The organism is Salinicola sp. DM10 (assembly GCF_017306975.2).
Lineage (GTDB): Bacteria > Pseudomonadota > Gammaproteobacteria > Pseudomonadales > Halomonadaceae > Salinicola.
Genome location: NZ_JAFLEN020000001.1, coordinates 1,255,221 through 1,277,375, shown reverse-complemented (window position 1 = coordinate 1,277,375; position 22,155 = coordinate 1,255,221). Strand labels below are relative to the sequence as shown.

22 protein-coding genes and 1 tRNA gene are annotated in these 22,155 nt (G+C 66.7%); 9 read left to right on the top strand and 14 right to left on the bottom strand.

Annotation, left to right across the window (positions count from 1 at the left end):
- Positions 1-18 precede the first annotated feature (18 nt).
- The 8 genes from J0A90_RS05685 to J0A90_RS05650 form a co-directional block, all read right to left on the bottom strand.
- Positions 19-747: a phosphatase PAP2 family protein gene (locus J0A90_RS05685; protein WP_207032174.1), complete on the bottom strand. Its 729-nt coding sequence runs from the start codon at positions 745-747 to the stop codon at positions 19-21.
- A gap of 398 nt (positions 748-1,145) precedes the next feature.
- Entirely contained in the window at positions 1,146-3,998 is a 2,853-nt protein-coding gene (locus tag J0A90_RS05680) for a valine--tRNA ligase (RefSeq protein ID WP_207032169.1), read from the bottom strand.
- Positions 3,999-4,161: 163 nt separating this feature from the next.
- A complete protein-coding gene (locus J0A90_RS05675) occupies positions 4,162-4,587 on the bottom strand; it encodes a DNA polymerase III subunit chi (protein WP_207032164.1) in 426 nt (141 codons plus the stop codon).
- 183 nt (positions 4,588-4,770) lie between these two features.
- Positions 4,771-5,511, bottom strand: a complete 741-nt coding sequence (locus J0A90_RS05670) for an SDR family oxidoreductase (protein ID WP_207032162.1) — start codon at positions 5,509-5,511, stop codon at positions 4,771-4,773.
- A gap of 67 nt (positions 5,512-5,578) precedes the next feature.
- Positions 5,579-5,977 (bottom strand): VOC family protein, encoded by a 399-nt coding sequence (locus tag J0A90_RS05665; protein WP_106419684.1) that lies wholly within the window; start codon positions 5,975-5,977, stop codon positions 5,579-5,581.
- A gap of 111 nt (positions 5,978-6,088) precedes the next feature.
- The gene (locus J0A90_RS05660) at positions 6,089-7,234 is read right to left on the bottom strand and encodes a branched-chain amino acid aminotransferase (RefSeq protein ID WP_207032160.1); all 1,146 of its coding nucleotides are present in this window, start codon (positions 7,232-7,234) and stop codon (positions 6,089-6,091) included.
- 187 nt (positions 7,235-7,421) lie between these two features.
- Positions 7,422-7,706, bottom strand: coding sequence for a YciI family protein (locus tag J0A90_RS05655; RefSeq protein ID WP_207032158.1), 285 nt, complete (start codon positions 7,704-7,706; stop codon positions 7,422-7,424).
- Between the two features lie 177 nt (positions 7,707-7,883).
- Positions 7,884-9,401, bottom strand: coding sequence for a leucyl aminopeptidase (locus J0A90_RS05650; RefSeq protein WP_207032156.1), 1,518 nt, complete (start codon positions 9,399-9,401; stop codon positions 7,884-7,886).
- Between the two features lie 253 nt (positions 9,402-9,654).
- On the opposite strand from J0A90_RS05650, the gene lptF reads away from it, so the two are divergent.
- The 4 genes from lptF (at position 9,655) to bfr (ending at position 13,272) form a co-directional block, all read left to right on the top strand.
- Positions 9,655-10,731, top strand: coding sequence for an LPS export ABC transporter permease LptF (lptF, locus tag J0A90_RS05645; RefSeq protein ID WP_207033628.1), 1,077 nt, complete (start codon positions 9,655-9,657; stop codon positions 10,729-10,731).
- Positions 10,731-11,795, top strand: a complete 1,065-nt coding sequence (lptG, locus tag J0A90_RS05640) for an LPS export ABC transporter permease LptG (RefSeq protein WP_207032154.1) — start codon at positions 10,731-10,733, stop codon at positions 11,793-11,795. The genes lptF and lptG overlap by 1 nt, the downstream gene beginning before the upstream one ends.
- A gap of 336 nt (positions 11,796-12,131) precedes the next feature.
- Entirely contained in the window at positions 12,132-12,335 is a 204-nt protein-coding gene (locus J0A90_RS05635) for a (2Fe-2S)-binding protein (protein WP_035474002.1), read from the top strand.
- Between the two features lie 454 nt (positions 12,336-12,789).
- On the top strand, positions 12,790-13,272 hold the full coding sequence (gene bfr, locus J0A90_RS05630) for a bacterioferritin (protein ID WP_035474000.1): 483 nt from the start codon (positions 12,790-12,792) through the stop codon (positions 13,270-13,272).
- Between the two features lie 294 nt (positions 13,273-13,566).
- On the opposite strand, the gene J0A90_RS05625 is transcribed toward bfr, so the two are convergent.
- From J0A90_RS05625 to J0A90_RS05605, 5 genes are all read right to left on the bottom strand, one after another.
- Complete coding sequence (locus J0A90_RS05625; protein ID WP_035473998.1) at positions 13,567-14,658, bottom strand: 5-(carboxyamino)imidazole ribonucleotide synthase; 1,092 nt, start codon at positions 14,656-14,658, stop codon at positions 13,567-13,569.
- Positions 14,659-14,660: 2 nt separating this feature from the next.
- Entirely contained in the window at positions 14,661-15,179 is a 519-nt protein-coding gene (gene purE / locus J0A90_RS05620; protein ID WP_035473996.1) for a 5-(carboxyamino)imidazole ribonucleotide mutase, read from the bottom strand.
- A gap of 154 nt (positions 15,180-15,333) precedes the next feature.
- Positions 15,334-15,564 carry a DUF1653 domain-containing protein gene (locus tag J0A90_RS05615; RefSeq protein ID WP_207032146.1) on the bottom strand — a complete coding sequence of 77 codons (231 nt, stop codon included), beginning with the start codon at positions 15,562-15,564 and terminating at the stop codon, positions 15,334-15,336.
- Entirely contained in the window at positions 15,557-16,462 is a 906-nt protein-coding gene (gene tcdA / locus J0A90_RS05610; protein ID WP_207032144.1) for a tRNA cyclic N6-threonylcarbamoyladenosine(37) synthase TcdA, read from the bottom strand. Before tcdA ends, J0A90_RS05615 begins: the two co-directional genes overlap by 8 nt.
- Positions 16,459-17,271, bottom strand: a complete 813-nt coding sequence (locus J0A90_RS05605) for a pseudouridine synthase (protein WP_207032142.1) — start codon at positions 17,269-17,271, stop codon at positions 16,459-16,461. Before J0A90_RS05605 ends, tcdA begins: the two co-directional genes overlap by 4 nt.
- Before the next feature lie 176 nt (positions 17,272-17,447).
- Here J0A90_RS05605 and J0A90_RS05600 point away from each other — a divergent pair, with 176 nt between their 5' ends.
- The 5 genes from J0A90_RS05600 to J0A90_RS05580 all read left to right on the top strand — a co-directional run bounded on the left by J0A90_RS05600 (position 17,448) and on the right by J0A90_RS05580 (position 21,288).
- Complete coding sequence (locus J0A90_RS05600; protein WP_207032140.1) at positions 17,448-18,161, top strand: NAD-dependent deacylase; 714 nt, start codon at positions 17,448-17,450, stop codon at positions 18,159-18,161.
- Positions 18,162-18,458: 297 nt separating this feature from the next.
- Complete coding sequence (locus tag J0A90_RS05595) at positions 18,459-19,406, top strand: bile acid:sodium symporter family protein (RefSeq protein WP_207032137.1); 948 nt, start codon at positions 18,459-18,461, stop codon at positions 19,404-19,406.
- A gap of 131 nt (positions 19,407-19,537) precedes the next feature.
- Positions 19,538-20,191 (top strand): glutathione S-transferase family protein, encoded by a 654-nt coding sequence (locus J0A90_RS05590; protein ID WP_207032135.1) that lies wholly within the window; start codon positions 19,538-19,540, stop codon positions 20,189-20,191.
- A 157-nt stretch (positions 20,192-20,348) separates the two neighbouring features.
- Positions 20,349-21,137 (top strand): tRNA-uridine aminocarboxypropyltransferase, encoded by a 789-nt coding sequence (locus J0A90_RS05585; RefSeq protein ID WP_207033626.1) that lies wholly within the window; start codon positions 20,349-20,351, stop codon positions 21,135-21,137.
- Between the two features lie 74 nt (positions 21,138-21,211).
- Positions 21,212-21,288 (top strand) — tRNA-Arg (locus J0A90_RS05580).
- Positions 21,289-21,340: 52 nt separating this feature from the next.
- Here J0A90_RS05580 and J0A90_RS05575 read toward each other — a convergent pair.
- Entirely contained in the window at positions 21,341-22,135 is a 795-nt protein-coding gene (locus tag J0A90_RS05575) for a glutamate racemase (RefSeq protein ID WP_233076520.1), read from the bottom strand.
- Positions 22,136-22,155: the final 20 nt, after the last annotated feature.

Below are 22,155 nucleotides of genomic sequence, written 5' to 3'. Positions count from 1 at the left end.
TCTCAGCCCCTCAGTCCCTTAGCCCAGGTGCACACGCTGCGGCAGCCAGCGCGCCAGCGCTCGCTGCACTCGGCCGGCGGTAGCGGCTGCCAGCGGCGTACACAGGACCCACGGCAGGGCGATCAGGGCGATGCTCAGCGCGCCCATGTAGACGTCGCTGAACCAGTGCGCGCCGACCATGATGCGCGGCGCGCTCAGCAGCACCACGAAGGCCACGCTGAGCAGGGCGATGCGGCGCGCGGCGAAGCGCAGCATGAAGCCGGCGAACACCATCAGCATCAGCCCGTGGTCACCGGGGAAGCTGTTCGATGCCGAATCCTTGGTCGGAATCGAGACCACGTCGGTCAGGCGCATGGCGTTGGCGAAGAAGCGGGTCGGGCTGGGGTGGCCATAGCTGATGCCCTTGGTGGTGAACAGCGCCAGCACGCCGGCGGTGAGCACCATGGTCACGCCGATACCGATCCAGCGCGTCAGGCGCTGAGGATGCGGATCGCGGCGCATGGCCCACAGGAACAGCAGGCCCATGATCGCCAGCGAGATCATGTCGAAGGCGCGATGGTTGAGGATCGCCAGAGTGTCGTCCCACCAGTTGGGCTCGGGGGTGATCAGGGCGTTGAAGAACCAGAAGATGCGGTCGTCGAGATCGTTCCACAGCACGCCGTGGGGCCAGGCCCAGCTCAACAGCAGCAGCAGGCCGGTGACGTTGAAAGCGACGATACGCTTGAGATCGAGACGAGAACGGGTCATGAACGAGCCTTGCCGGATGGCGTTGCAAGAAGCGGTAAGGCCGTCATTTTAAGTTAAGCTCAGCATAAGAAACAATGTTTCTTAACCCCGCAGACTTTTCCCTGACATCTTTCGATGGCAGACGTCGCGGCCAGGCAGTCCCGAAACCGCTACAGAGCCGCCCTCAGGGCCGCCCTAAACCTCTATATGACATGGGCTTATCCGGCAGCAGGGCGCCGCGAGGGCGCTGTGAACCCCTCCCTGGGCGCTACCTTTGCCATCCCTGGCAAAGGACCCTCGCTTTGCCCTGCCCCCGGCGCCCTTCGTCAGAGGGTTGGGAAATGGGCTCTAAAGCCAGCGGCCCCGCCAGATGGCGGGGCCGCTTGGGTCACTGCAGGCCGTCGGTCAGCGCGAGGCGATCAGCCGTCGAGTTCGGCGATCTTGTTGCGCTGCTCGACCAGATGCTGGCGCGCTGCCAGATACTCATTGAGCTTGCCGCGCTCCTTCTCGACCACCGCTTCCGGCGCCTTGGCCACGAAGCTGTCGTTGGAGAGCTTCTTCTCGATGCCGACGATCAGCTTGTCCTGTTTGTCGATCTCCTTGGCCAGCCGCGTTAGTTCGGCCTCCTTGTCGATCAGGTCGGCCATCGGCACTAGCACTTCCATGTCGCCCACCAGTTGGGTCGCGGCAAGCGGTGCCTGGGCCGGATCTTCGAGCCAGGTGACGCGTTCCAGCTTGGCCAGCTTGGCCAGGAACAGCCGATTGGCCTCGAGGCGTTCACGGTCGCCGGCGTCGCCCTTGGTCAGCAGCACCTCCAGCGGCTTGCCGGGGGCGATGTTCATCTCGGCGCGAATGTTGCGCACCGCGACGATCACACCCTTGAGCCACTCGATGTCGCGGATCGACTGTTCGTCGATACGCGAGGCGTCGGCCTCCGGCCACGGCTGGGTCATCAGGCTGGCATTCTCGTCAGCGGCCGTGCCGGCCAGCGGCGCGACGCGCTGCCAGATCTCTTCACTGATGAACGGCATCATCGGGTGCGCCAGACGCAGCACCGTCTCCAGTACGCGCACCAGGGTACGCCGGGTGCCGCGCTTGGCTTCCGGCGCTGCGGCGTCGTCCCACAGTACCGGCTTGGAGAGCTCCAGGTACCAGTCGCAGTACTCGTTCCAGACGAAGTCGTAGAGCGCCTGGGAGGCGTGGTCGAAGCGGTACTCCTCGAGTGCCCTGGTGACCTGGGCCGCGGTCTGCTGCAGGCGCGAGACGATCCAGCGGTCGGCCAGCGACAGCGCCACCGGGGCGTCGTCGAGGCCGACGTCTTCGCCCTCGGCGTTCATCAGCACATAGCGTGAGGCGTTCCACAGCTTGTTGCAGAAGTTGCGATAGCCGTCGAGGCGGCCCATGTCGAACTTGATATCGCGGCCGGTGGTGGCCAGCGAGAGGAAGGTGTAGCGCAGGGCGTCGGTGCCGTGGGCCTCGATACCCTCCGGGAACTCGGCGCGGGTGGCCTTCTCGATGGCGCGCGCCTTCTGCGGCTGCATCATGTTGCCGGTACGCTTGGCCACCAGGGTCTCGAGGTCGATACCGTCGATCAGATCGATCGGGTCGAGCACGTTACCCTTGGACTTCGACATCTTCTGGCCCTGGCTATCGCGCACCAGGCCGTGGACGTAGACGGTCTTGAACGGCACCTCGTCGGTGAACTTCAGCGTCATCATGATCATCCGGGCGACCCAGAAGAAGATGATGTCGAAACCGGTCACCAGCACGCTGGTGGGGTGGAAGGTCGCCAGCTCCGGGGTCTTCTCCGGCCAGCCCAGGGTGCCGAAGGTCCACAGTCCCGAGCTGAACCAGGTATCCAGCACGTCTTCGTCCTGGGTGAGCGCGACCTCGGCGCCGAGGCCGTGCTTGGTGCGCGCCTCTTCCTCGCTGCGCGCCACATAGACGTTGCCCTCGGCGTCGTACCAGGCCGGAATGCGGTGGCCCCACCACAGCTGACGCGAGATGCACCAGTCCTGCAGGTCGCGCATCCAGGCGAAGTACATGTTCTCGTAGTTCTTGGGCACGAACTGGATATCGCCGTTCTCCACCGCGACGATGGCCGGCTTGGCCAGCTGCTCCACGGCGACGAACCACTGATCGGTGAGCAGCGGCTCGATGACATCACCGGAGCGGTCGCCGTAGGGCAGGGTGTTGCTGATCGTCTCGATCCGTTCGAGCAGCCCGGCGGCCTCCATGTCGGCGACGATGCGCTCGCGCGCCTCGAAGCGGCCGAGCCCGGCGTAGGCGGCGGGCAGGCTGAGGTCGATGTCGCCCCGCGGCTGGCCCTGGAGATCGAACGCCTCGGCGCGTTCGAGGATGGTGGCATCCTTGGAGAAGACGTTGATCAGTGCATGGTCGTGGCGCTTGCCGACTTCATAGTCGTTGAAGTCGTGGGCCGGGGTGATCTTGACGCAGCCCGAGCCCTTCTCCATGTCGGCGTGCTCGTCGGCGATCACCGGGATGCGGCGGCCGACCAGCGGCAGCTCGATGAACTTTCCGACCAGCGAGGCGTAGCGCAGATCTTCCGGGTTGACCGCCACGCCGGTGTCACCCAGCAGGGTTTCCGGACGGGTGGTGGCGACCACCACGTAGTTCTTGCCATCGGCGGTGGTGACGCCGTCGGCGAGCGGATAGCGGAAGTGCCAGAATTGGCCCTGCTGTTCGCGGTTCTCCACCTCCAGATCGGAGATCGCGGTGTGCAGGGTCGGGTCCCAGTTGACCAGGCGCTTGCCGCGGTAGATCAGCTTCTCTTCATGCAGACGCACGAAGACTTCCTGCACCGCCCGGTAGAAGCCGTCATCCATGGTGAAGCGTTCGCGGTTCCAGTCGACGCTGGCGCCCATGCGTCGCAACTGACGCGTGATATGGCCGCCGGACTCCGCCTTCCATTCCCAGATCTTGTCGGTGAACGCCTCGCGCCCGAGATCGTGGCGGCTCTTGCCTTCCTCGGCGGCGACCTTGCGCTCCACCAGCATCTGAGTGGCGATACCGGCGTGGTCGGTGCCCACCTGCCACAGGGTGTTGTTGCCGCGCATCCGCCGCCAGCGGGTCAGCGTGTCCATGATGGTGTCCTGGAAGGCGTGACCCATGTGCAGGCTGCCGGTGACGTTGGGCGGCGGGATCATGATCGAGAACGGCTCGCCCTTACCGCTGGGGGCGAAGTGGCCATCCGCTTCCCAGCGTTGATACCAGCGGGTTTCGATCTGATCGGGTTGGTACGTCTTGTCCATGGCGGCTTCTTGACTCGGCAAACGATGGCGGGCACGCGGCGCTCGTAGAGGCGGGCGGCGTGACGAAAATGGCGAGGATTATACCTGCTGAGGGGCGAGCGCGTCAGGTTCGCATCGGCGCGGGGAGCGGTCCGCTGTACATGCGGCCGAGGTGTCGCGACGCTTACAGCTTGTGCGCTTCGACCCGGTAGCCGCGATCCTTGTAGGTCTTCCAGCAGGCGCGCTTGGTACGCAGCACGTCCTGATGCTGGTTGATGATCTCGGCGACGCGCTCGACCCGGGAGAACCATTCGGGGATGTCGTCGTGCAGGTTGAGCAGCGCCTGCACGCCGGGTTCCGGGGCGGCCTGCCAGCCGATGCTCACCGGCGGCACCGGCCCCACGTCGTCGCCCACCACCGCATGCGGCACATAGCTCTCGTCGCGGAATTTCCACAGGTGCTCGTCGAACTGGCGCGCCATCGCTTCGTCCTGGGTATGCACATGCAGGCGATACCCCTTGCGGTAGATCGTCTCCGCCAGGCGGCAGGCGAAATCGAAGCGCGCCTCCAGCGTGGTGTCCTGAAGGATGTAGAAGTCGACTTTGGTCATAAATGCCCTTCGGGGAGCTGTAAGCGGCGAGGTGGGTGGCCTCACACGAACCCGCGCGATTGAGCGAGCTAGTTTCAGGCAAGGCGAATCCAGCTAAGCGAGCGCAGCCGAGGGGGCTTCAATGCGCATCGCGAAGCTGGATTCAGCGCCTCCTCGTTGAGTCGGCGTCGGCCCGATCTTGCCTCAGACGCCGCCGTCGACGTCGACCAGCGCCCCGGTGGTGAACCCGGCTTCGGCCAGCCACAGCACCGCGTTGGCGATCTCTTCCGGTTCGCCGATCCGGCCCATCGGGATCACCTCACCGGCGACATCGGGCTTGTCCGGATTGCCGCCGCTGGCGTGAATGGTGGTGCGGATCACCCCGGGGCGCACGGTGTTGACGCGGATGCCCTCGCCGGCGACCTCCTTGGCCAGGCCTTCGGTCATGGTGTCGATGGCGCCCTTGGAGGCGGCGTAGTCGACGTATTCGCCGGCACCGCCGAGGTGCGAGGCGGCCGAGCCGACATTGATGATCGCGCCGCCGTTGCCGCCGTGGCGGGTAGACATGCGCTTGACCGCTTCACGGGCGCAGACGAAGGGGCCGACCACGTTGATTTTCATCATGCGATCGACGCGCTCGAAGCTCATCTCGTCGACGCGGCTGATCTGGTCGACCACCCCGGCGTTGTTGACCAGTACATCGACCCGGCCCAGCTCGCGGTCGACGGTCTCGAACATGGTGACGATGGCGGCTTCGTCTACCACATCGGCCTGGACGGCGATGGCGCGGCCACCGGCGGCTTCGATCTCGGCGACCACCTTGTCCGCGGAGGCCTTGTCGCTGCGATAGTTGACGGCCACGGCGTAACCCTTCTGGGCGGCCATGAGGGCGGTGGCGGCGCCGATGCCGCGGCCGGCACCGGTCACGATCATGACGGGTTTCATGTGCTCCTCCGATAACAGGGTGAGAGAGTCGGCGCCGCGCCCGAGCGCGACGTCGACAGGCAGCCTATCAGGCCGCGGATTCGAGCGGATACATGGCGCAGAGCTTGTGACCATCGGGGTCACGCACATAGGCGAGGAAGAGTTCGCCCATCGGCGTCTGGCGCACGCCCGGTTCGTCCTCGATCGAAGTGGCGCCCAGCGCGACCGCGGTGTCGTGGAAGCGCTGCGCCTGCTCCTGAGAGCTGCAGGTAAAGCCCAGGGTGTCGCCGTTACCCACGGTAGCGGGCTCGCCGTTGATCGGCTCGGTGACGACGAAGACGTTGCCGTCATGGCGATAGGATAGACGCTGCAGGCCGTCGTACTCGAAGCGCTTGCCGGCTTGCGCACCGAGTACGCCGAGCACTTCGTCGTAGAAGCGCTGGGCGCGATCGATATCGTTACTGCCGATCATGATGTGGCTGAACATAGGGCTCTCCTCGAAGGCCTTGGCGATAGTGATCCTCGAAGGCCGTGGCGATAGTGAATAGGGGTTCCCCGGTGAATGGTGATACCCGGGCCGCTTCGCGCCAGGGCGCGATCAGGCCAGACGCACCAGCCAGCCGCGGGTGTCTTCGCTGCGGCCGTACTGGATGTCGAGCAGGCGCTTGCGCAGTTGGGCGCTGACCGCTTCACCCTCCACCGGCGGAGTGGCGATGCGCTCATCCTCGCTCACCAACTCGCCGATCTGGGTGATCACCGCCGCGGTGCCGCAGGCGAACACTTCGGTGATCTCGCCGCTGGCGACCCCGTCGCGCCACTCGTCGATGCTGATCTGGCGCTCTTCCGGGGTGAGGCCGGCATCGCGTGCCAGTTCGAGGATCGAGTCGCGGGTCACGCCCTCGAGGATGGTGCCACTCAGCGCCGGGGTGACAAGGCGACCGTCACGGTAGACGAAGAACAGGTTCATGCCGCCCAGCTCTTCGATCCACTTGTTCTCGGCCGCATCGAGGAAGGCGACCTGGGCGCAGCCGTGCTGTTCGGCTTCGGCCTGGGCCAGCAGCGAGGCGGCATAGTTGCCACCGCACTTGGCGAAGCCGGTGCCGCCGGGGGCGGCGCGCTTGTAGTGGGAGGAGAGCCAGATCGAGACCGGCTTGCCGCCGCCCTTGAAGTAGGAGGCCGCCGGCGAGGCGATCAGGTAGTAGTCGACCTCGGCGGCCGGCTTCACGCCCAGCGACTTGCCGTTGCCGATCATGAATGGGCGCAGGTAGAGGCTGCACTCTTCGCTGTCGTTCTGCGGCGTCGGCACCCAGGCGGCGTCCTGGGAGACCAGCGCTTCAAGGGAGCCGAGGAAGGTCTCGTCGTCGAGTTCCGGCAGCGCCAGGCGACGCGCCGAGGCGCGGAAGCGCGCGGCGTTCTTCTGCGGGCGGAAGGTCCACACCGAGCCGTCGGCATGGCGGTAGGCCTTGATGCCCTCGAAGATCTCCTGGCCGTAGTGCAGTACCGGCGAGGCGGGGTCGATCAGCAGCGGCCCATAGGGGCGAAGTTCGCCACGCTGCCAGCCGTCCTGCTTGGTCCAGCGTACGTGCACCATGTGATCGGTGAAGAAGCGGCCGAAGCCCGGATTGGCGAGAATCTCGTTGCGCAGGTTGGCATCGAGCGGGTTGGACGAGAGGCGAACTTCGAATCCTTGAGTGGACACTGCGACTTCTCCTGGCGGCCCCGGATGATGGCGGCGCGGTGGCATTCGCGCGCCGCCCGGCGGGCATACGATCGGTGACGGTGGGTCCGCACGACGCGCTCGGGCGAGGACGCGCCGCGGCGGCGACGTCAACGCGGGGCGGCGCTGGCGGAAGGGTCAAATTAGCATGCAAAGCGTATTCTGCGAAGAGGGGCCGTGGCCGCATCGGCGCGGCGGCCACGGTGTCGCCGGCTCAGTCCTTGAGCGCTTCGAAGCCGGGGGCGGTCAGGGTGATGGCGCACTCGACGATGTCGTAGTCGGCGAGGTCATGGACCTTGAACGGGTCCGCGGCCAGGCACGCCTTGAGCGCCGGGCGCTCGGCGTGGGAGAGCAGTACGCCGCCGGTGCGCGGCACCTTGCGCCCGGAGGCGGTCAGCAGCCCCTGGGCGTAGGCGTCATGGAGCCACGCCATGTGGCCCTCGACATGCGGCTCGATACGCTCGAGCGCCACCTTGTAGGTGAGTGAAACGATGAACATCCCACGGCTCTCCTGATTCACTTTTCATCGATGTCAAAGAACCCGCCGCGAAGCCCCCGGGGGGGCGCCACGGCGGGTCCCGGCCTGCAGCGCTGGGTCATCACCGGTCCGGCGTCATCGGTCGATCACGACCGGTGAGCGGCGGTGAGGCGCCCCTTGGGTTCAAAGACGTGCCGCTCAGGTCTCGTCGGTGACCACGTGCTCGCTCTCGCGGTCGAGCAGGTAGCGCGTGAGCAGGCCCACCGGACGCCCGCTGGCGCCTTTCTGCTTGCCGCTGTGCCAGGCGGTACCGGCGATGTCCAGATGCGCCCAGGGGTAGCTGTCGGCGAAGCGCGAGAGGAAACAGGCGGCGGTGATGCTGCCCGCCGGGCGTCCGCCGATATTGGCCAGATCGGCGAAGTTGGACTCCAACTGGGCCTGATAGTCGTCCCACAGCGGCATGTGCCAGGCGCGGTCCCAGGCGGTCTCGCCGGCTTCGAGCAGGTCGAGGGCGAGATCGTCGTCGTTGGAGAAGAGCCCACTGGCGTGGTCGCCCAGGGCGATCACGCAGGCGCCGGTGAGGGTGGCGATATCGACCACACTGGCCGGCTGGAAGCGCTCGGCGTAGGCCAGGGCGTCGCACAGCACCAGGCGCCCCTCGGCGTCGGTGTTGAGGATCTCGACGGTGAGCCCCTTGAGCGTTTTGACGATATCGCCGGGCTTGATCGCGCGGCCGTCCGGCATGTTCTCGGCGCTGGCGACGATGGCGATCACGTTGAGCTTGGGCTTTAGCGCGATCACGCTCTTCATGGTGCCGAACACGCTTGCCGCGCCGCACATGTCGAACTTCATCTCGTCCATGCCGGCGCCCGGCTTGAGCGAGATGCCGCCGGTATCGAAGGTGATGCCCTTGCCCACCAGCACGTGGGGCGCCTCTTCGGGGTCCGCCGCGCCCAGGTACTTCATCACGATCAGCTTGGAGGGTTCGGCGCTGCCACGGCCCACGGCGAGCAGGGAGTGCGCGCCCAGTGCTTCGAGTTGGGCCTCGTCGAGCACCTCGACCTCGAGGCTGCCGCCGGCTTCACCGGCCAGCGTCTCGGCCTGGTCGGCGAGGTAGCTGGGGGTACAGATATTGCCCGGCAGGTTGCCCAGGGTTCGCGCCAGGTTGACCCCGTCGCCGAGGGCAGCCCCGATACGTGCGCCACGCTCGGCCGCTTCGCTCTGGCCGCTGTCGGCGATCAGCAGTTCGACCCGGTTGAGCGCCGGCAGCGGGCTCGGCGTGGATTTGCACTCGTTGAAGCGGTAGACCGCCCGGGTCGCCGCATCCAGCGTCATCTGGGTGTTCCAGGCGATATCACGGTCGGCGATGACGGCATCGCTGAAGCCCACCGCGACGCTGTCCACCGGCAGCTTGGCGACGGCGGCGAAGGCCGCGTCCAGCGCCTTGCGCAGGCCGCCCTCGTTGAACTTGGCGCGCTCGCCCAGGCCCACCAGCAGCAGGCGCTCGGCGGAGAGCCCCGGGGCGAACGGCACCAGCTGTACGTCGCCCAGATTGGGGGTGAAGTCACCGCGCTCCAGCAGCTGCGCGATCAACCGCTCGCTGGCGTCGTCCAGCTTGGCCACGGTGGGCAGCAGCTCGCCATCCTGGAACAGCGGCACCACCAGACAGGCGGTCTCGACCTTGGCCGGGTTGACGCTGAGTACGGAAAATTCCATGTCGTCTCCAATGAACGATTGCGCTGGCTTCGCGTCACAGGTCTCGGCAACGAGACAAGTGCGCGGGTAATCGGGATAATGGCCTGGGCCGCGCCGGCGTGTGCCGCTCGTCGCGGCCCAGCGCCGCGCCCGGGGTTGCAGGCGCAGCCCGCAAGACGCCTCAGTTTACGCAAAGCGGGGGGGCGATGCACAAGCCCGCCCGCCGCCGGAACGCACGCCGTGCGGTGGCAGGAAGCCAGATCAGGAGTCGATGTTGATTGTATTCCGCTATTTGACCCGCGAGATCCTGCTGACGATGTCGGCGGTCGCTGGCGTGCTGCTGCTGGTGATCATGGGCAGCCGCTTCATCCGCTACTTCACCGACGCCGCCCAGGGCGAGCTGCCGCTCAGCGCCCTGGGGTCGCTGATGCTGTTCCACATGCCCAGCTTCATGGAGCTGGTGCTGCCACTGGCGTTCTTCATCGCCATCCTGCTCGCCTACGGCCAGCTCTATCTCAACAGCGAGATCACCGTGCTGGTGGCCTGTGGCATGAGCCCCAACCGCCTGCTCCAGGTCACGCTGCTGCCGGCGCTGCTGATCGCTGCGCTGGTCGGCGCCTGCAGCCTGTGGCTGACCCCTTACGGTGCGCTGCACAACGAGCGTCTGATCGAGCAGCAGAAGAGCCAGCTCGACTTCTCTTTGCTCACCCCCGGGCGCTTCCAGGACTTCGGCAGTGGCCGTACCGCCTACACCCAGGCGCTCAACGATGACCGCTCGCGCATGGAAGACGTCTTCATCAGCGAGCAGGGCAAGGGCAGCGACGGCGGTCAGCAGGTGGTGACCCGCGCCGAGAGCGGCTATCAGACCGTCGACCCTAAGACCGGCAGCCGCTTCCTGGTGCTCTCCAACGGCACCCGCTACAGCGTCGACCCGGGTAGCCCGGTGGCCGAACGGCTCGCCTTCGGCAGCTATGCGGTGCGTCTCTCCACCGACGGCGAGACCGATATCGGCGACGACACCGAATTGATGAGTACCCGCAAGCTGGTCGAGCAGGGCGACAGCGAGGCGATGGCGCAGCTGCAGTGGCGCCTGTCGATGCCGCTGATGGTACCGATCCTGACCCTGCTGGCGCTGCCGCTGTCGCGGGTCAATCCGCGCCAGGGGCGCTTCGCCAAGCTGCTGCCGGCGCTGTTTCTGCATGTCAGCTATCTGAGCCTGCTGCTGGCGGCCCAGGATGCGATCGCCCGCGGCAGCCTGCCGGCGAGCGTCGGCATGTGGCCGATCCACGGCGTCTACCTGCTGCTCGGCCTGATTCTGCTGCGCCGCGACCAGCGCCAAGGAGGCCGCTGATGCTGCTCGACCGTCTCGACCGTTACATCGCGCGCAACGTCCTCGGCGCCATGCTGGTGGTGCAGGTGATGGTGCTGGGGCTCGATCTGGTGATCTCCTACATCAACGACCTGGGTGACGTCTCCGGCAACTACTCCGCCTTCGACGTGCTGCTCTATCTGTTGATGCGACTGCCCTGGCGCTTCTACGAATACGCCCCGGTGGCGGTGCTGATCGGCGCGCTGGTGGGGCTGGGCTCGATGGCCTCGAGCAACGAGCTCACCGTGATGCGCGCCGCCGGGCGCTCGCTCGGGCGTATCCTGGTCGGCGTGCTCAAGCCGCTGCTGCTGGTGATCCTGATCACCATGGGCATCGGCGAGTTCGTCAGCCCCGCCACCGAGCAGCACGCCGCGGCCTGGCGCCTGGAGCAGTCCGAGGGTGCCGATGCGGTGCTCGAACGCGGTGGCGGCTGGCAGCGCGAGGGCGACAACTTCTATCGCTTCGGCACCATCCGCGCCGACGACACCGTGATCAACGTGCGCCGCTACGAGTACGACGGCCAGCGCCTGGTGGAAGCCTCCGAAGCCCAGCGCGCGGTATGGAGCGGCAAGGCGTGGACGCTGGAGAACGTCAAGACCACCTACTTCGACGCCGACGGCACCCGGGTCGAGTCGAAGCCCACCGCGACCTGGCATACCGATTTGACGCCGGCCCAGCTCAACCGCCTGCTGCGCCCGCTCAACAGCCAGCGCATGAGCAGCCTGTGGCAGTACGCCAGCTATCTGCGCTCCCAGGGGCAGGAGGCGACCCAGCCGCTGCTCTACTTCTGGCAGAAGAGCCTGTTGCCGGTCACCCTGGCCGGGCTGGTGCTGCTGGCGGCTTCGTTCGTGTTCGGCCCGCTGCGCAGCGTCGCCGCCGGCACGCGGATCTTCTACGGCGTGATCGTGGGGCTGTCGTTCAAGTACCTGCAGGATCTGCTGGCCCCCGCCTCGGTGCTGTTCGGCTTCTCGCCGGCGCTGGCGGTGGTGGTGCCGACCGCGGTGTGCTATCTGCTCGGCATCTGGCTGCTGCGCCGCACCGGTTGATCCCAGCGCCGCCGTGCCTCGGCTCACATGATGATCAGAACGACGCCGCACTCCTGGAGTGCGGCGTCTTGCGTTGGGGCGTTTCACATAGGGGCGTTTCAGATAGGCGCGTTTAGCGTTGGTTCGGGGTCGTCGAATGGCGTCTGAGTTCTGGGATGCGGTGGTCGGTCCGAGCGAGAGAGAGGGCGGAAGAGGGCGGAAGAGGGCGGCTGATGCCTTTGCTAAGTCTGCGCTAAGAAAGCGTGGCTAACGTGAGCGAGATGATTGTGATTCGGACTTGAAAGTGCCTATGCGAATCATTTACATTTACCGTCACGTTGAGCGCGAGGATCTGCCGTGTACGTCTGTCTCTGCCTGGGTGTCACCGACCGCGATATCGAAAGCGCCGTGAGCGATGGCGCCCGCAGTTGGCGCGAAGTGCGCGAAGTCACCGGCTGCGCCGGACAGTGCGGCAAGTGCGCCTGCACCGGCAAGCGCGTGATGCGTGATGCGATCAGCGAACAGTTGAGCTTCGATCCGGATCTCGCCTACGCGGTGTGACCCCTCGGACACTATCCCCACATCGCGTGTCTCGCCTGTTGTCCGTCTGCGCTTTTTTCGTCTCCACGACAGGTCGTATCGACAGCTTTGCCCGCCTTCGCGCTCTTGCCTTTCCGTGTCATTGGTAGCCTGTATACCTGTCTTTCTGCATGACGCCAGCACTTCCTGCTGGTGAGCTTCCCTTGAGTAGTCCAAGTCTTCCGCTGCCGGTAAGGGCTGGCGAGCCGGTGTGTCAGCGATTGGTTCCTAGTGCAGCGCGACTCGTTATCAGCCGCGTTTTCACCTGCCAATTGCTAGCAGATGCGAAAGCTTCGTAAGTCACTGTAATGGTTGTAATTTCTCGACTCCTTGTGGATACTGCGACAATCGGACCGACGCCACCTTGTGGTAGCGTACTCCGTCAGGGAGTGCCCGCTGCCTCCCCACGCCAGTTACCCATGAGGAGAACACGACAATGAAAGGCGACCCGAAGGTCATCAGCTATCTGAACACCGTCCTCGGCAACGAGCTGGTGGCGATCAACCAGTACTTCCTGCACAGCAAGATGTACAAGGACTGGGGCTTCAATGTGCTCGCCAAGTGGGAGTACGAGGAGTCGATCGAGGAGATGCAGCACGCCGACAAGCTGATCGAGCGCATCCTGTTCCTCGAAGGCATCCCCAATCTGCAGGATCTGGGCAAGCTCAACATCGGTGAGAACGCCAAGGAGATGCTGGAGAGCGATCTCAAGATCGAGCACAAGGCGCGTGCCGACCTGCAGGAAGCGATCCCCTACTGCGAATCCGTGCGTGACTACGTCAGCCGCGATCTGTTCATCAAGATCCTCGACGACGAAGAAGAGCATATCGACAAGCTCGAAGCAGAGCTGGGCCTGATCGACAAGGTCGGTATCCAGAACTACCTGCAGAAGCACATGTTCGGCGACGAGAAGGAGTGAGCGCAGGCGGCATGCGCTCCGCGGGCCGAGTCTGAGCGGACCCGGCCCGAGCCAGCAAGAGGCTGGAACCTGAAAGGCCTCGCTGTCATCGACAGCGGGGCCTTTCATGTTTTTCGAGCGTGCTGCAGGGCGACTCGTTTTCGTACGGAGCCTAGGTGCTGTCTGATAAAGTCGACGAGCGAAGGCCAGGCAAGGCAAAAATCGGCGAAAACGCGGAGTTTACGGGGTGTAAATGAGCATTTTGAGCCGATTTTTAACGCCGCATGGGCGAGCGCAGTACTTTTCAGGCAGTGCCTAGCCCAGATCGTTGACCAACAGCGCCTCCACCGCGGCAACCCGCTCGGCCAGCGTCTCGTCGTCGGCGGCGAGCACGGTGATATGACCGATCTTGCGGCCCGGCCTGGGCGCCTTGCCGTAGTCGTGCCAGCGCGTGCCGGGCACGGCGAGTACCGCGTCGCGCTCGGGGAAGGCGCCGATCACGTTGAGCATGGCGCAGGGCGCCAGGCGGGCGGTCTCGCCCAGCGGCAGCCCGGCTACCGCGCGCACGTGGTTCTCGAACTGGCTGGTGACCGCGCCTTCGATGCTCCAGTGGCCGGAGTTGTGTACCCGCGGGGCGATCTCGTTGGCCAGCAGGCCGGCGTCGGTGACGAAGAACTCGAATGCCATCACCCCGACGTAGTCGAGCTCGCGCATCACCCGGCTGGCGTAATCCTCGGCCTGGGCCTGCAGCGGGTGCGCCACCTGTGGCACCGAGCAGTGCAGAATGCCCTGGCGATGCGCGTTACGCACTACCGGCCAGTGGCGGATCTCGCCGTCCCGGGCGCGCACCGCGATCACCGAGATCTCGTGATCGAAGTCGATGAAGCCCTCGAGGATCAGCGGCACGCCGCCGAGCTCGGCGAAGGTGCCACTGACGTCGGCGGGCTCGCGCATCACCTTCTGGCCCTTGCCGTCGTAACCTAGGGTGCGGGTCTTGACCACCGCGGGCAGGCCGATTTCGGCCACCGCGGCGTCGAGATCGGCCTGGCTGTCGATGCGCGCGATCGGCGGCACGGCGATATCCAGCTCGCGGAACAGCGATTTCTCCAGCCAGCGGTCGCGGGCGGTGGAGAGCGCCTGAGCCGGCGGGAAGGCCGGGCGCTGCTCGGCGAGACGGGCGACCGCCTCGGCCGGCACGTTCTCGAACTCGAAGGTGATCGCATCGCAGTTCGCGGTCAGCGCTGCGAGCGCCGCCGGGTCCTGCCAGTCGGCCTGCAGATGCTCGCCGTGCGCCGCCGCGCAGGGCTCGCTGCCGGGGTCGAGAAAGGTGAAGCGCAGGTCGAGCGGGGCGCCGGCCTGGGCGAGCATGCGGCCGAGCTGGCCGCCACCGACGATTCCGATTCGCATGATCAGCTCTCGCTCTGGTCGTGGTCGGGGGCGCTGGGGCGCGGATCGGGGGACTCGAGCACCTTGCGCGTCTGTTCGGCGCGGTAGGCCTCCAGCGCGGTGCGGATGCGTTCGTCGTGATTGGCCAGCATGGCGGCGGCGAGCAGGGCGGCATTGATCGCCCCGGCGCGGCCGATCGCCAGCGTGGCGGTGGGGATGCCCGCCGGCATCTGCACGATCGACAGCAGCGAGTCGACCCCGGAAAGTGTGCTCGACTTGACCGGTACGCCCAGCACCGGCAGGCGGGTCTTGGCCGCGCACATGCCGGGCAGATGGGCGGCGCCGCCGGCGCCGGCGATGATCACTTCTAGCCCCCGGTCGGCCGCGGTCTCGGCGTACTCGAACAGCAGGTCCGGGGTGCGGTGGGCGGAGACCACCTGGGTTTCGTGCTCGATGCCGAGCTGCTCCAGGGTCTCGACGGTATGGCAGAGGGTCGACCAGTCCGACTTCGACCCCATGATGACGCCGACGCGTACGCTCATGCTTCCTCCCGGGGGAAAGGCTCGACCGCCGCGGCTTGTGGGTTGTCAGGCGGCGTCGAGATACGGTTTGGAAAGCGGCGCATTATACCCGTCATGGGGCCGCGCAGACAGCCACTCTCGGGATGAGAAATGCTGTCAGGGCTTGACCGATCGGTCAGCGGAACGCCTTCTCCAGGGCGAAGCGCGGCACTGGCTCGCCGCTCACGTCGACCTGCTCGCAGAACATCTCCAGAGGCCGGGCCCAGACGCCGTAGTCGCCGTAGAGGGCGCGGTAGATCACCAGGCGCTCCTCGCTCTCACTGTGTTGGGCCACATCCAGCACCTCGTAGAGCTGGCCCTTGTAGTGGCGGTAGATGCCCGGAACTGGGCGGCTCGAATCACTCATGCGATGCGGACTCCTGCGTGGGGGTAGCGGCGGGCGAGGTATTGTCTGGCGCGTCGCCCGGCGTCTCGGCCGCAGCGCTCTCGGCGTCAGTCGGGGTGCCAACCTCGGGCGCCGCCTGGGCGCGCCGCGCCAGCCGGCTGAGGACACGCGCGGCGGCGGTAAAACCGAAGCTGCCGGTGACCACGCTCACCGCGCCGAAGCCGGCGGCGCAGTCCAGCCGTGTGGCCTGACCCGGCGCCGGCTTGTGCTGGCACACCTCGCCATCGCTGCCAGGGTAGACCAGTTGTTCGTCGGAGTAGACGCATTCGATGCCGAAACGGCGCTTGGGGTTGCGCGAGAAGCCGTAGTCCCGGCGCAGCTTCGAGCGCACCTTGGCCAGCAGCGGGTCGTGCTCGGTGCGGGTGAGATCCGCCACCTGGATCCGGCTCGGGTCGCTTTGGCCGCCGGCGCCGCCGGTCACCGTGATCGCCAGCTTGCGCCGCTGGCAGTAGTGGATCAGCGCCGCCTTGGCGCCGACGTGGTCGATGGCGTCGATCACATGGTCGGCGTCGGCGGGGATGCGCTCGGCCAGATTGGTCGGGGTGATGAAGGCTTCGTCGGCGACCACCTCGATACCCGGCCAGATCGCGCGGCAGCGCTCGGCCAGCACGGCCACCTTGGGCTTGCCGATCTCGCCGTCGAGGGCGTGGAGCTGGCGATTGACGTTGGAGACGCAGACATCGTCGAGATCGATCAGGGTGAGCTTGCCGATCCCCGAGCGCGCCAGCGCTTCGGCGCTCCAGCTCCCCACGCCGCCGACCCCGACCACCACCACGTGGGCGCGGCGGAAGGCGTGGGCGGCGCGGTTGCCGTAGAGGCGGCGGATACCGCCGAAGCGGAAGTCGTAGTCGTCGGTCATGGGCTCTCGGGGTTGGGTTCTGCCGGCGTCGTGGTGGCGGTCTGGGCGACGCTGGGCGGGTCGAAGCGGGCGCTGTCGCTGCCGGCGTGGGCCTGCCAGCCGAAGCGTGCCAGCAGCGCGGCGAAGGCGGCATCCGGCGCCGCGCTCAGCGTCAGCCAGCGCGCGGCATAAGGGTGCCACAGGCGCAGCTCGGCGGCGTGCAGCAGCAGGTGCGGGCACGCCAGATGGTCGCGGAAGTAGCGGTTGTGGATACCCTTGCCGTGCTTGGCATCGTTGATGATCGGATGCCCGCAGCGCGCCAGATGGCGGCGAATCTGATGGCGTCGGCCGGTCTCCGGGCGCGCTTCCATCAGCGCATAGCGCGACTGCGGATAGCGCTCGATCGCCACCGGAATCTCGACGCAGGCGAGCCGGCGCAGATGGGTCAGCGCCGGCTGGGCCGGCATCTCCGACTTGGGCCGGATGCCGTCCTCCTCGCGCAGCGGGGCATCGACGCTCAGCGCCTCCGGGCCCCAGCCGCGCACCACCGCCAGATAGCGCTTGGCCACGCGCTTGTCGGTGAACGCCTGGGTCAACGCGGCGGCGGCTTCGCTATCGAGGGCGAACACCAGCACGCCGCCGGTGGGGCGGTCGAGCCGGTGCACCGGATAGACGTGCTGGCCGATCTGATCGCGCAGGGTCTGCATCACGAAGCGCGTCTCGCCGCGGGCCAGGGCGGTGCGATGCACCAGCATGCCCGGCGGCTTGGCCACCGCGATCATCTGGGCGTCGTGATAGATCACTCGAAGGGGCGGCGTGGCGGCGTTCATCGAAACTGTCGGGGTCGTGGCGTGGGGCGCTATTGTCGGGTCTGGGCAGGGTGATCTCAAGTGTCGCCAAGGCGGTGCCATGCTAGGGTGCGCTAGGGTCTATACGAAAACTGCCTTCGCTCGCCGACTTTTCGTACAAACCCTAGTCAAGCGATGCGCCACCCCAGGGATCTTCCATGACCGAGACTCGCATGCCCCACCTCGTCGTGCTCACCGGTGCCGGTATCAGCGCCGAGAGTGGGCTCAAGACCTTTCGTGACGGCGACGGCCTGTGGGAGAACCATCGGGTCGAGGATGTCGCCACGCCCGAGGCCTGGGCGCGCGACCCGGCCAGCGTGCTGCGCTTCTACGACGAGCGCCGCCAGCAGACCCGCCGCGCCCGGCCCAACCCCGCCCATCGCGCGCTGGCCGAGCTGGAAGCGGCCGGCTTCCGGGTCGATGTGATCACCCAGAACATCGATGACCTGCACGAGCGCGCGGGCTCGACCCGGGTGCTGCACCTGCACGGCGAGATTTTGCTGGCGCGTTCCTCGGTGGATGACAAGCTGCGCTATCCGCTCACTCGCGGCGGTATCGCGCTGGGCGACCTGTGCGACAAGGGCAGCCAGCTACGCCCGGACGTGGTCTGGTTCGGCGAGGCGGTGCCGCGCTACGCCGAGGCTTGCGATATCGTCGCCGAAGCCGACGCGCTGCTGGTGGTCGGCACCTCGCTGGCGGTGATGCCGGCGGCGCTCCTGCTCGAACAGGCGCCGCTGGACGCCCCCTGCTGGCTGATCGACCCCCAGGCGCGCGACCTCGCACCGCCGGGTGTGGCGCCCATCGCCGAACCCGCCAGTCAGGGCGTACCGACTCTGGTGGCGCGCTGGAAGGCCCTGGGCGGGTTCGAGTAGCCGGGGGTGAGCGGGGCTTCGAGTAGTGGGGGCGATTAGCGGGGGCGAGTAGTGGGTTCGCCCAGAGGTTTCGAGCAGAGGATATGCGCCGACGATTCGCGTCGCCGTTGCGATGGGTGGCTTCCTCGCGCCCGAATCCTGCGGCATGATAGCCGGCTAAGGAATTAAGCAGTCAAGACGCCAAGCAGTTGAGAAGCCAAGCAGCTAAACAACAGAACAATAGAAGTAGACCCAAAGACGACGCCAAGAGCCGCGCGCAGCGGCCATCACGATCATTCAACGCCAGGACACATCGTCATGTTCGAACGCATCAACCGGCTGTTTCCGGTCTGGGCCATCCTGCTGGCCACTCTCGCTGCCTTCCAGCCGCAGCTCTTCGTCGGCTTCAAGGCCGATATCAAGATGCTGCTGGTGGTGATCATGTTCGCCATGGGCCTGACCCTGACCCGCGAGGACTTCGCCCGCGTGGTCAAGGCGCCCAAGCCGGTCGCTGTCGGGGTCATCCTGCAGTTTCTGATCATGCCGCTCGCCGCGCTGCTGGTCTCGCGGGTGCTCGGCCTGGGGCCGGAACTCACCACCGGCATGGTGCTGGTCGGCGCCACCGCCGGCGGCACCTCGTCCAACGTCATGACCTGGCTCGCGGGCGGGCACGTGGCGCTCTCGGTGACCATGACCATGGTCTCCACGGTGATCTCGGTGGTGGCCACGCCCTTCATCACCTGGCTGCTGGTTGGCCAGAGCATCGATGTGCCGGTACTTGGCATGCTGCTGAGCATCGCTCAACTGGTCATCGCCCCGATCGCCCTCGGGGTGCTGTTCCACCATCTGCTGGGGGCGCGCATCCGCAAGATCGAATCGGCCCTGGCGACGCTGGCGATGGCGGCGATCGTGTTGATCATTGCCATCGTGGTCGCGCTCAACGCCGGCAATCTGGCCACCCTGGGGCCGATCGTGGCGCTGGCGGTGATCGCCCATAACGCCATCGGGCTGTCTGGCGGCTACTGGCTGAGCCGTGCGCTGGGCTTCGATATCCGCACCGCGCGCACCATCGCCTTCGAGGTCGGGCTGCAGAACTCCGGGCTCGCGGTGGCTCTGGCCAACCAGTTCTTCACCGCCGGCGCGGCACTCCCCGGGGCGCTGTTCTCGGTCTGGCACAACGTCTCCGGCTCGCTGCTCGCCGGCTACTGGAAGCAGCGCGGGGTGCCTGCGGCGAAGCAGCCAGAGGCCGAGCGCGCAAAGGGCTGATTGCCTGACACGGTTTCGTCCTCGCGTGGTTTCATACTCGCGCGAGTTCTTCACCACGCGGTTGCGTACTCATGACCAAAGCCCCGGGCTCTCCGGCTCGGGGCGCGGGCTCACCCAAGGAGATATTCGAGATGGCGGATCTGAAACTCTTCTACGCCCCTGGCGCCTGTTCGCTCGCCTCGCACATCGCGCTGGAAGAAGCGGGCGCCGAGTTCGAGGCGGTGCGCATCGATACCGCCTCGGGCGAGCAGCGCTCGGCGGCCTATCTGCGCATCAACCCCAAGGGGCGAGTGCCTGCGCTGGCGGTGGGGGAGACGGTGATCACCGAGAATCCGGCGATCCTGCGCTATGTCTCCCAGCGCTTCCCTGAGTCGGTGCTGTGGCCGAGCACGCTGCTGGAGGATGCCCGCTGCGCCGAATGGCTCGCCTTCCTCGGCTCCGGCGTGCACCCCGTCTACGCCCATGTGCGCCGCCCCGAGCGCTATGCCACGGGTGACGCGGCCAAGGCCGATGTGGTCGAGACCGCCCGCCGCAGCACCCGCGAACTGTTCGAGATGATCGAAGCGCGCCTGGCCGAGCGCCCGGGCGCCTGGGCCCTGGGAGAGCGCTACAGCGTTGCCGACCCCTATCTCTTCGTCTTCTGGCAGTGGGGCGCCGGTGCCGTGCTCGGCTACGACATGGCCAGCGACTTCCCCGTCTCGAGCGATCACGCCCGGCGCATGCTCGCCCGGCCCGCCGTCGCCCGCGTGCTGGCGCGCGAAGGGCTCGACATCGCGACACCCTGAGCTATCCCGCTGCACCCAGGATGGGATGATGGCATCGCCTGCGGTGGCAAACTTTCCTTGATTGCTGCGTTTGGCCCGCCGCGCAAAGTGATAGACTGCGCGGCCTTTGAGACTGGCTGGAGAGCGGCACCCGATGCGAGACGATGCCGACACCACGATGGCGCGCCCGGCGCACGACCCCGAGGCAACCCAGGATGCGCAGGACCCGGCGACTGGCCATCCGCGCCCGCCGCGGCGCGAGTTCAAGGCCCGCGGCAGCTTCGTCGAGCGTTGCGACGGCTGTCGCCTGCCGGTGCTCAACTGTCTCTGTCCCTACCGGGTGAGCACCACCAGCGACGCCCAGGTCTGGCTGCTCACGCACCCGCTGGAGCACAACAAGCCGACCAACACCGGGCGGCTGATCGCCGATGTGCTGCCGGAGACCCGGGTCTTCGACTGGCACCGCACAGCGCCGGATGAGGGGCTGCTCGCACTGCTCGCCGACCGCCGCTACGTGCCCTTCGTGATCTTTCCCGACGACCAGCCGGACTACCAGCATCGGGTGGTCGACGAGCGCGCCGTGGCTGGGGTCAAGCAGGATGGCTTCATTCCCGTATTCATTCTGCTCGACGGCACCTGGCGCCAGGCGCGGCGGATCTTCCGCAAGAGCCCCTATCTGGACGGCCTGCCGGTGCTGCCGCTGCACACCGACCGCCTGACCCGCTACCGCCTGCGCAAGCCGGCCTCTGCCTCGCACCTGTGCACCGCCGAGGTCGCCGCCGAACTGCTGCGCAAGACCGGCGACGCGGTGGCCGCCGAGGTGCTCGACGACTACTTCGACGCCTTCAACCAGAGCTACGCCGCGAGCCGCTTCTACCACAAGATCGACAAGCCCAGCGCCCCCATGCAGCGCCTGCTCGAGCGTCGCATGGCCGCCCGCGCCAAGGGTTTCCCGCCGCGCGGCTGAGCCGGCCAGCGGTGCCCGCAGCGAGCGAACGGCTCGCCGGCGGGGCGCCTTGAGTGTTATCGTCTCCGCCGTGCGCCCGAATAGCTCAATTGGATAGAGTACCGGCCTTCGAAGCCGTGGGTTGCAGGTTCGAGTCCTGCTTCGGGCGCCATTCCTTCCGCGTTACCTGCCTCGCCTCCTTGATCCGGACACTCGAGACGTAATCACGCCACCTTCTCGAGCGGTAGCTCGACCCCCAGGCGGGCCAGCATGCGTTGAAAATCCGCCAGGCTGTAGCGCTCATCTTCCGTTACCAGCGCGCGGATGCGGCCGCTGCCCGGCGTGCCTTCGCCCAGCCCGGCGACGATCGCTTCGGCGGGGTCGAGGAAGCGGCAATCCGGGCTGGCGGTCTCGAAAAACCCCTTGAGCCAGGGCAGGTGTGTACTCGATAGCGTCAGCACCTCGAGACCCGGCACCCGGCGATGCAGCTCTTTGACGAAGGCATCCACCTGCGCCTGCGTCCCCTCGGGGTCGAACAGAAAGGCGCCACTCTCCACCAGTTCCACCATCGCTGAAGCGTCGATCAGATTCACGGTCTCCGGCGCCGACGTCTGCTTTGCCACGAAATCGCGCAGCTCGTCACTCTCGATCAGCGAGCGCACCCCCATGATGCCTACCTTGCCATGCGGGGCGAGCGCCAATGCCTCGGCCAGCGGCGGAAAGACCCCGAAGAGCGGCAGCGTAGTGAGCGGTCGCACTCGCTCCAGCACCGTGATCGAAGGCGCATTCGACGCCATTACGATGGCGGAAGGGGCGAAGCCTTCCAGAAAGCGCAGGGTGCGTGCCATCACCTCGGCGAGTTCGTCTGGCTCTTTACTGCCGTAGGGGAAGCTGGCGCGGTCGGCGAAGTAGATCACGTCCTGCCGGGGCAGGCGGCGCTGAATCTCGGCCACAATGGCGTAGCTGCCGATACCGGCATCGAAGACGGCGATAGGGCGGTTCAGGGCGCTCTCTGGCATGGAAAAATCCCCATCACGAT

Coding starts and splice junctions, on each gene's coding strand:
- J0A90_RS05685 (WP_207032174.1), bottom strand. CDS start 747: ATGACCCGTTCTCGTCTCGATCTCAAGCGTATCGTCGCTTTCAACGTC.
- J0A90_RS05680 (WP_207032169.1), bottom strand. CDS start 3,998: ATGGACAAGACGTACCAACCCGATCAGATCGAAACCCGCTGGTATCAA.
- J0A90_RS05675 (WP_207032164.1), bottom strand. CDS start 4,587: ATGACCAAAGTCGACTTCTACATCCTTCAGGACACCACGCTGGAGGCG.
- J0A90_RS05670 (WP_207032162.1), bottom strand. CDS start 5,511: ATGAAACCCGTCATGATCGTGACCGGTGCCGGCCGCGGCATCGGCGCC.
- J0A90_RS05665 (WP_106419684.1), bottom strand. CDS start 5,977: ATGTTCAGCCACATCATGATCGGCAGTAACGATATCGATCGCGCCCAG.
- J0A90_RS05660 (WP_207032160.1), bottom strand. CDS start 7,234: ATGCCACCGCGCCGCCATCATCCGGGGCCGCCAGGAGAAGTCGCAGTG.
- J0A90_RS05655 (WP_207032158.1), bottom strand. CDS start 7,706: ATGTTCATCGTTTCACTCACCTACAAGGTGGCGCTCGAGCGTATCGAG.
- J0A90_RS05650 (WP_207032156.1), bottom strand. CDS start 9,401: ATGGAATTTTCCGTACTCAGCGTCAACCCGGCCAAGGTCGAGACCGCC.
- lptG (WP_207032154.1), top strand. CDS start 10,731: ATGCTGCTCGACCGTCTCGACCGTTACATCGCGCGCAACGTCCTCGGC.
- bfr (WP_035474000.1), top strand. CDS start 12,790: ATGAAAGGCGACCCGAAGGTCATCAGCTATCTGAACACCGTCCTCGGC.
- J0A90_RS05625 (WP_035473998.1), bottom strand. CDS start 14,658: ATGCGAATCGGAATCGTCGGTGGCGGCCAGCTCGGCCGCATGCTCGCC.
- purE (WP_035473996.1), bottom strand. CDS start 15,179: ATGAGCGTACGCGTCGGCGTCATCATGGGGTCGAAGTCGGACTGGTCG.
- J0A90_RS05615 (WP_207032146.1), bottom strand. CDS start 15,564: ATGAGTGATTCGAGCCGCCCAGTTCCGGGCATCTACCGCCACTACAAG.
- tcdA (WP_207032144.1), bottom strand. CDS start 16,462: ATGACCGACGACTACGACTTCCGCTTCGGCGGTATCCGCCGCCTCTAC.
- J0A90_RS05605 (WP_207032142.1), bottom strand. CDS start 17,271: ATGAACGCCGCCACGCCGCCCCTTCGAGTGATCTATCACGACGCCCAG.
- J0A90_RS05600 (WP_207032140.1), top strand. CDS start 17,448: ATGACCGAGACTCGCATGCCCCACCTCGTCGTGCTCACCGGTGCCGGT.
- J0A90_RS05595 (WP_207032137.1), top strand. CDS start 18,459: ATGTTCGAACGCATCAACCGGCTGTTTCCGGTCTGGGCCATCCTGCTG.
- J0A90_RS05590 (WP_207032135.1), top strand. CDS start 19,538: ATGGCGGATCTGAAACTCTTCTACGCCCCTGGCGCCTGTTCGCTCGCC.
- J0A90_RS05585 (WP_207033626.1), top strand. CDS start 20,349: ATGGCGCGCCCGGCGCACGACCCCGAGGCAACCCAGGATGCGCAGGAC.
- J0A90_RS05575 (WP_233076520.1), bottom strand. CDS start 22,135: ATGCCAGAGAGCGCCCTGAACCGCCCTATCGCCGTCTTCGATGCCGGT.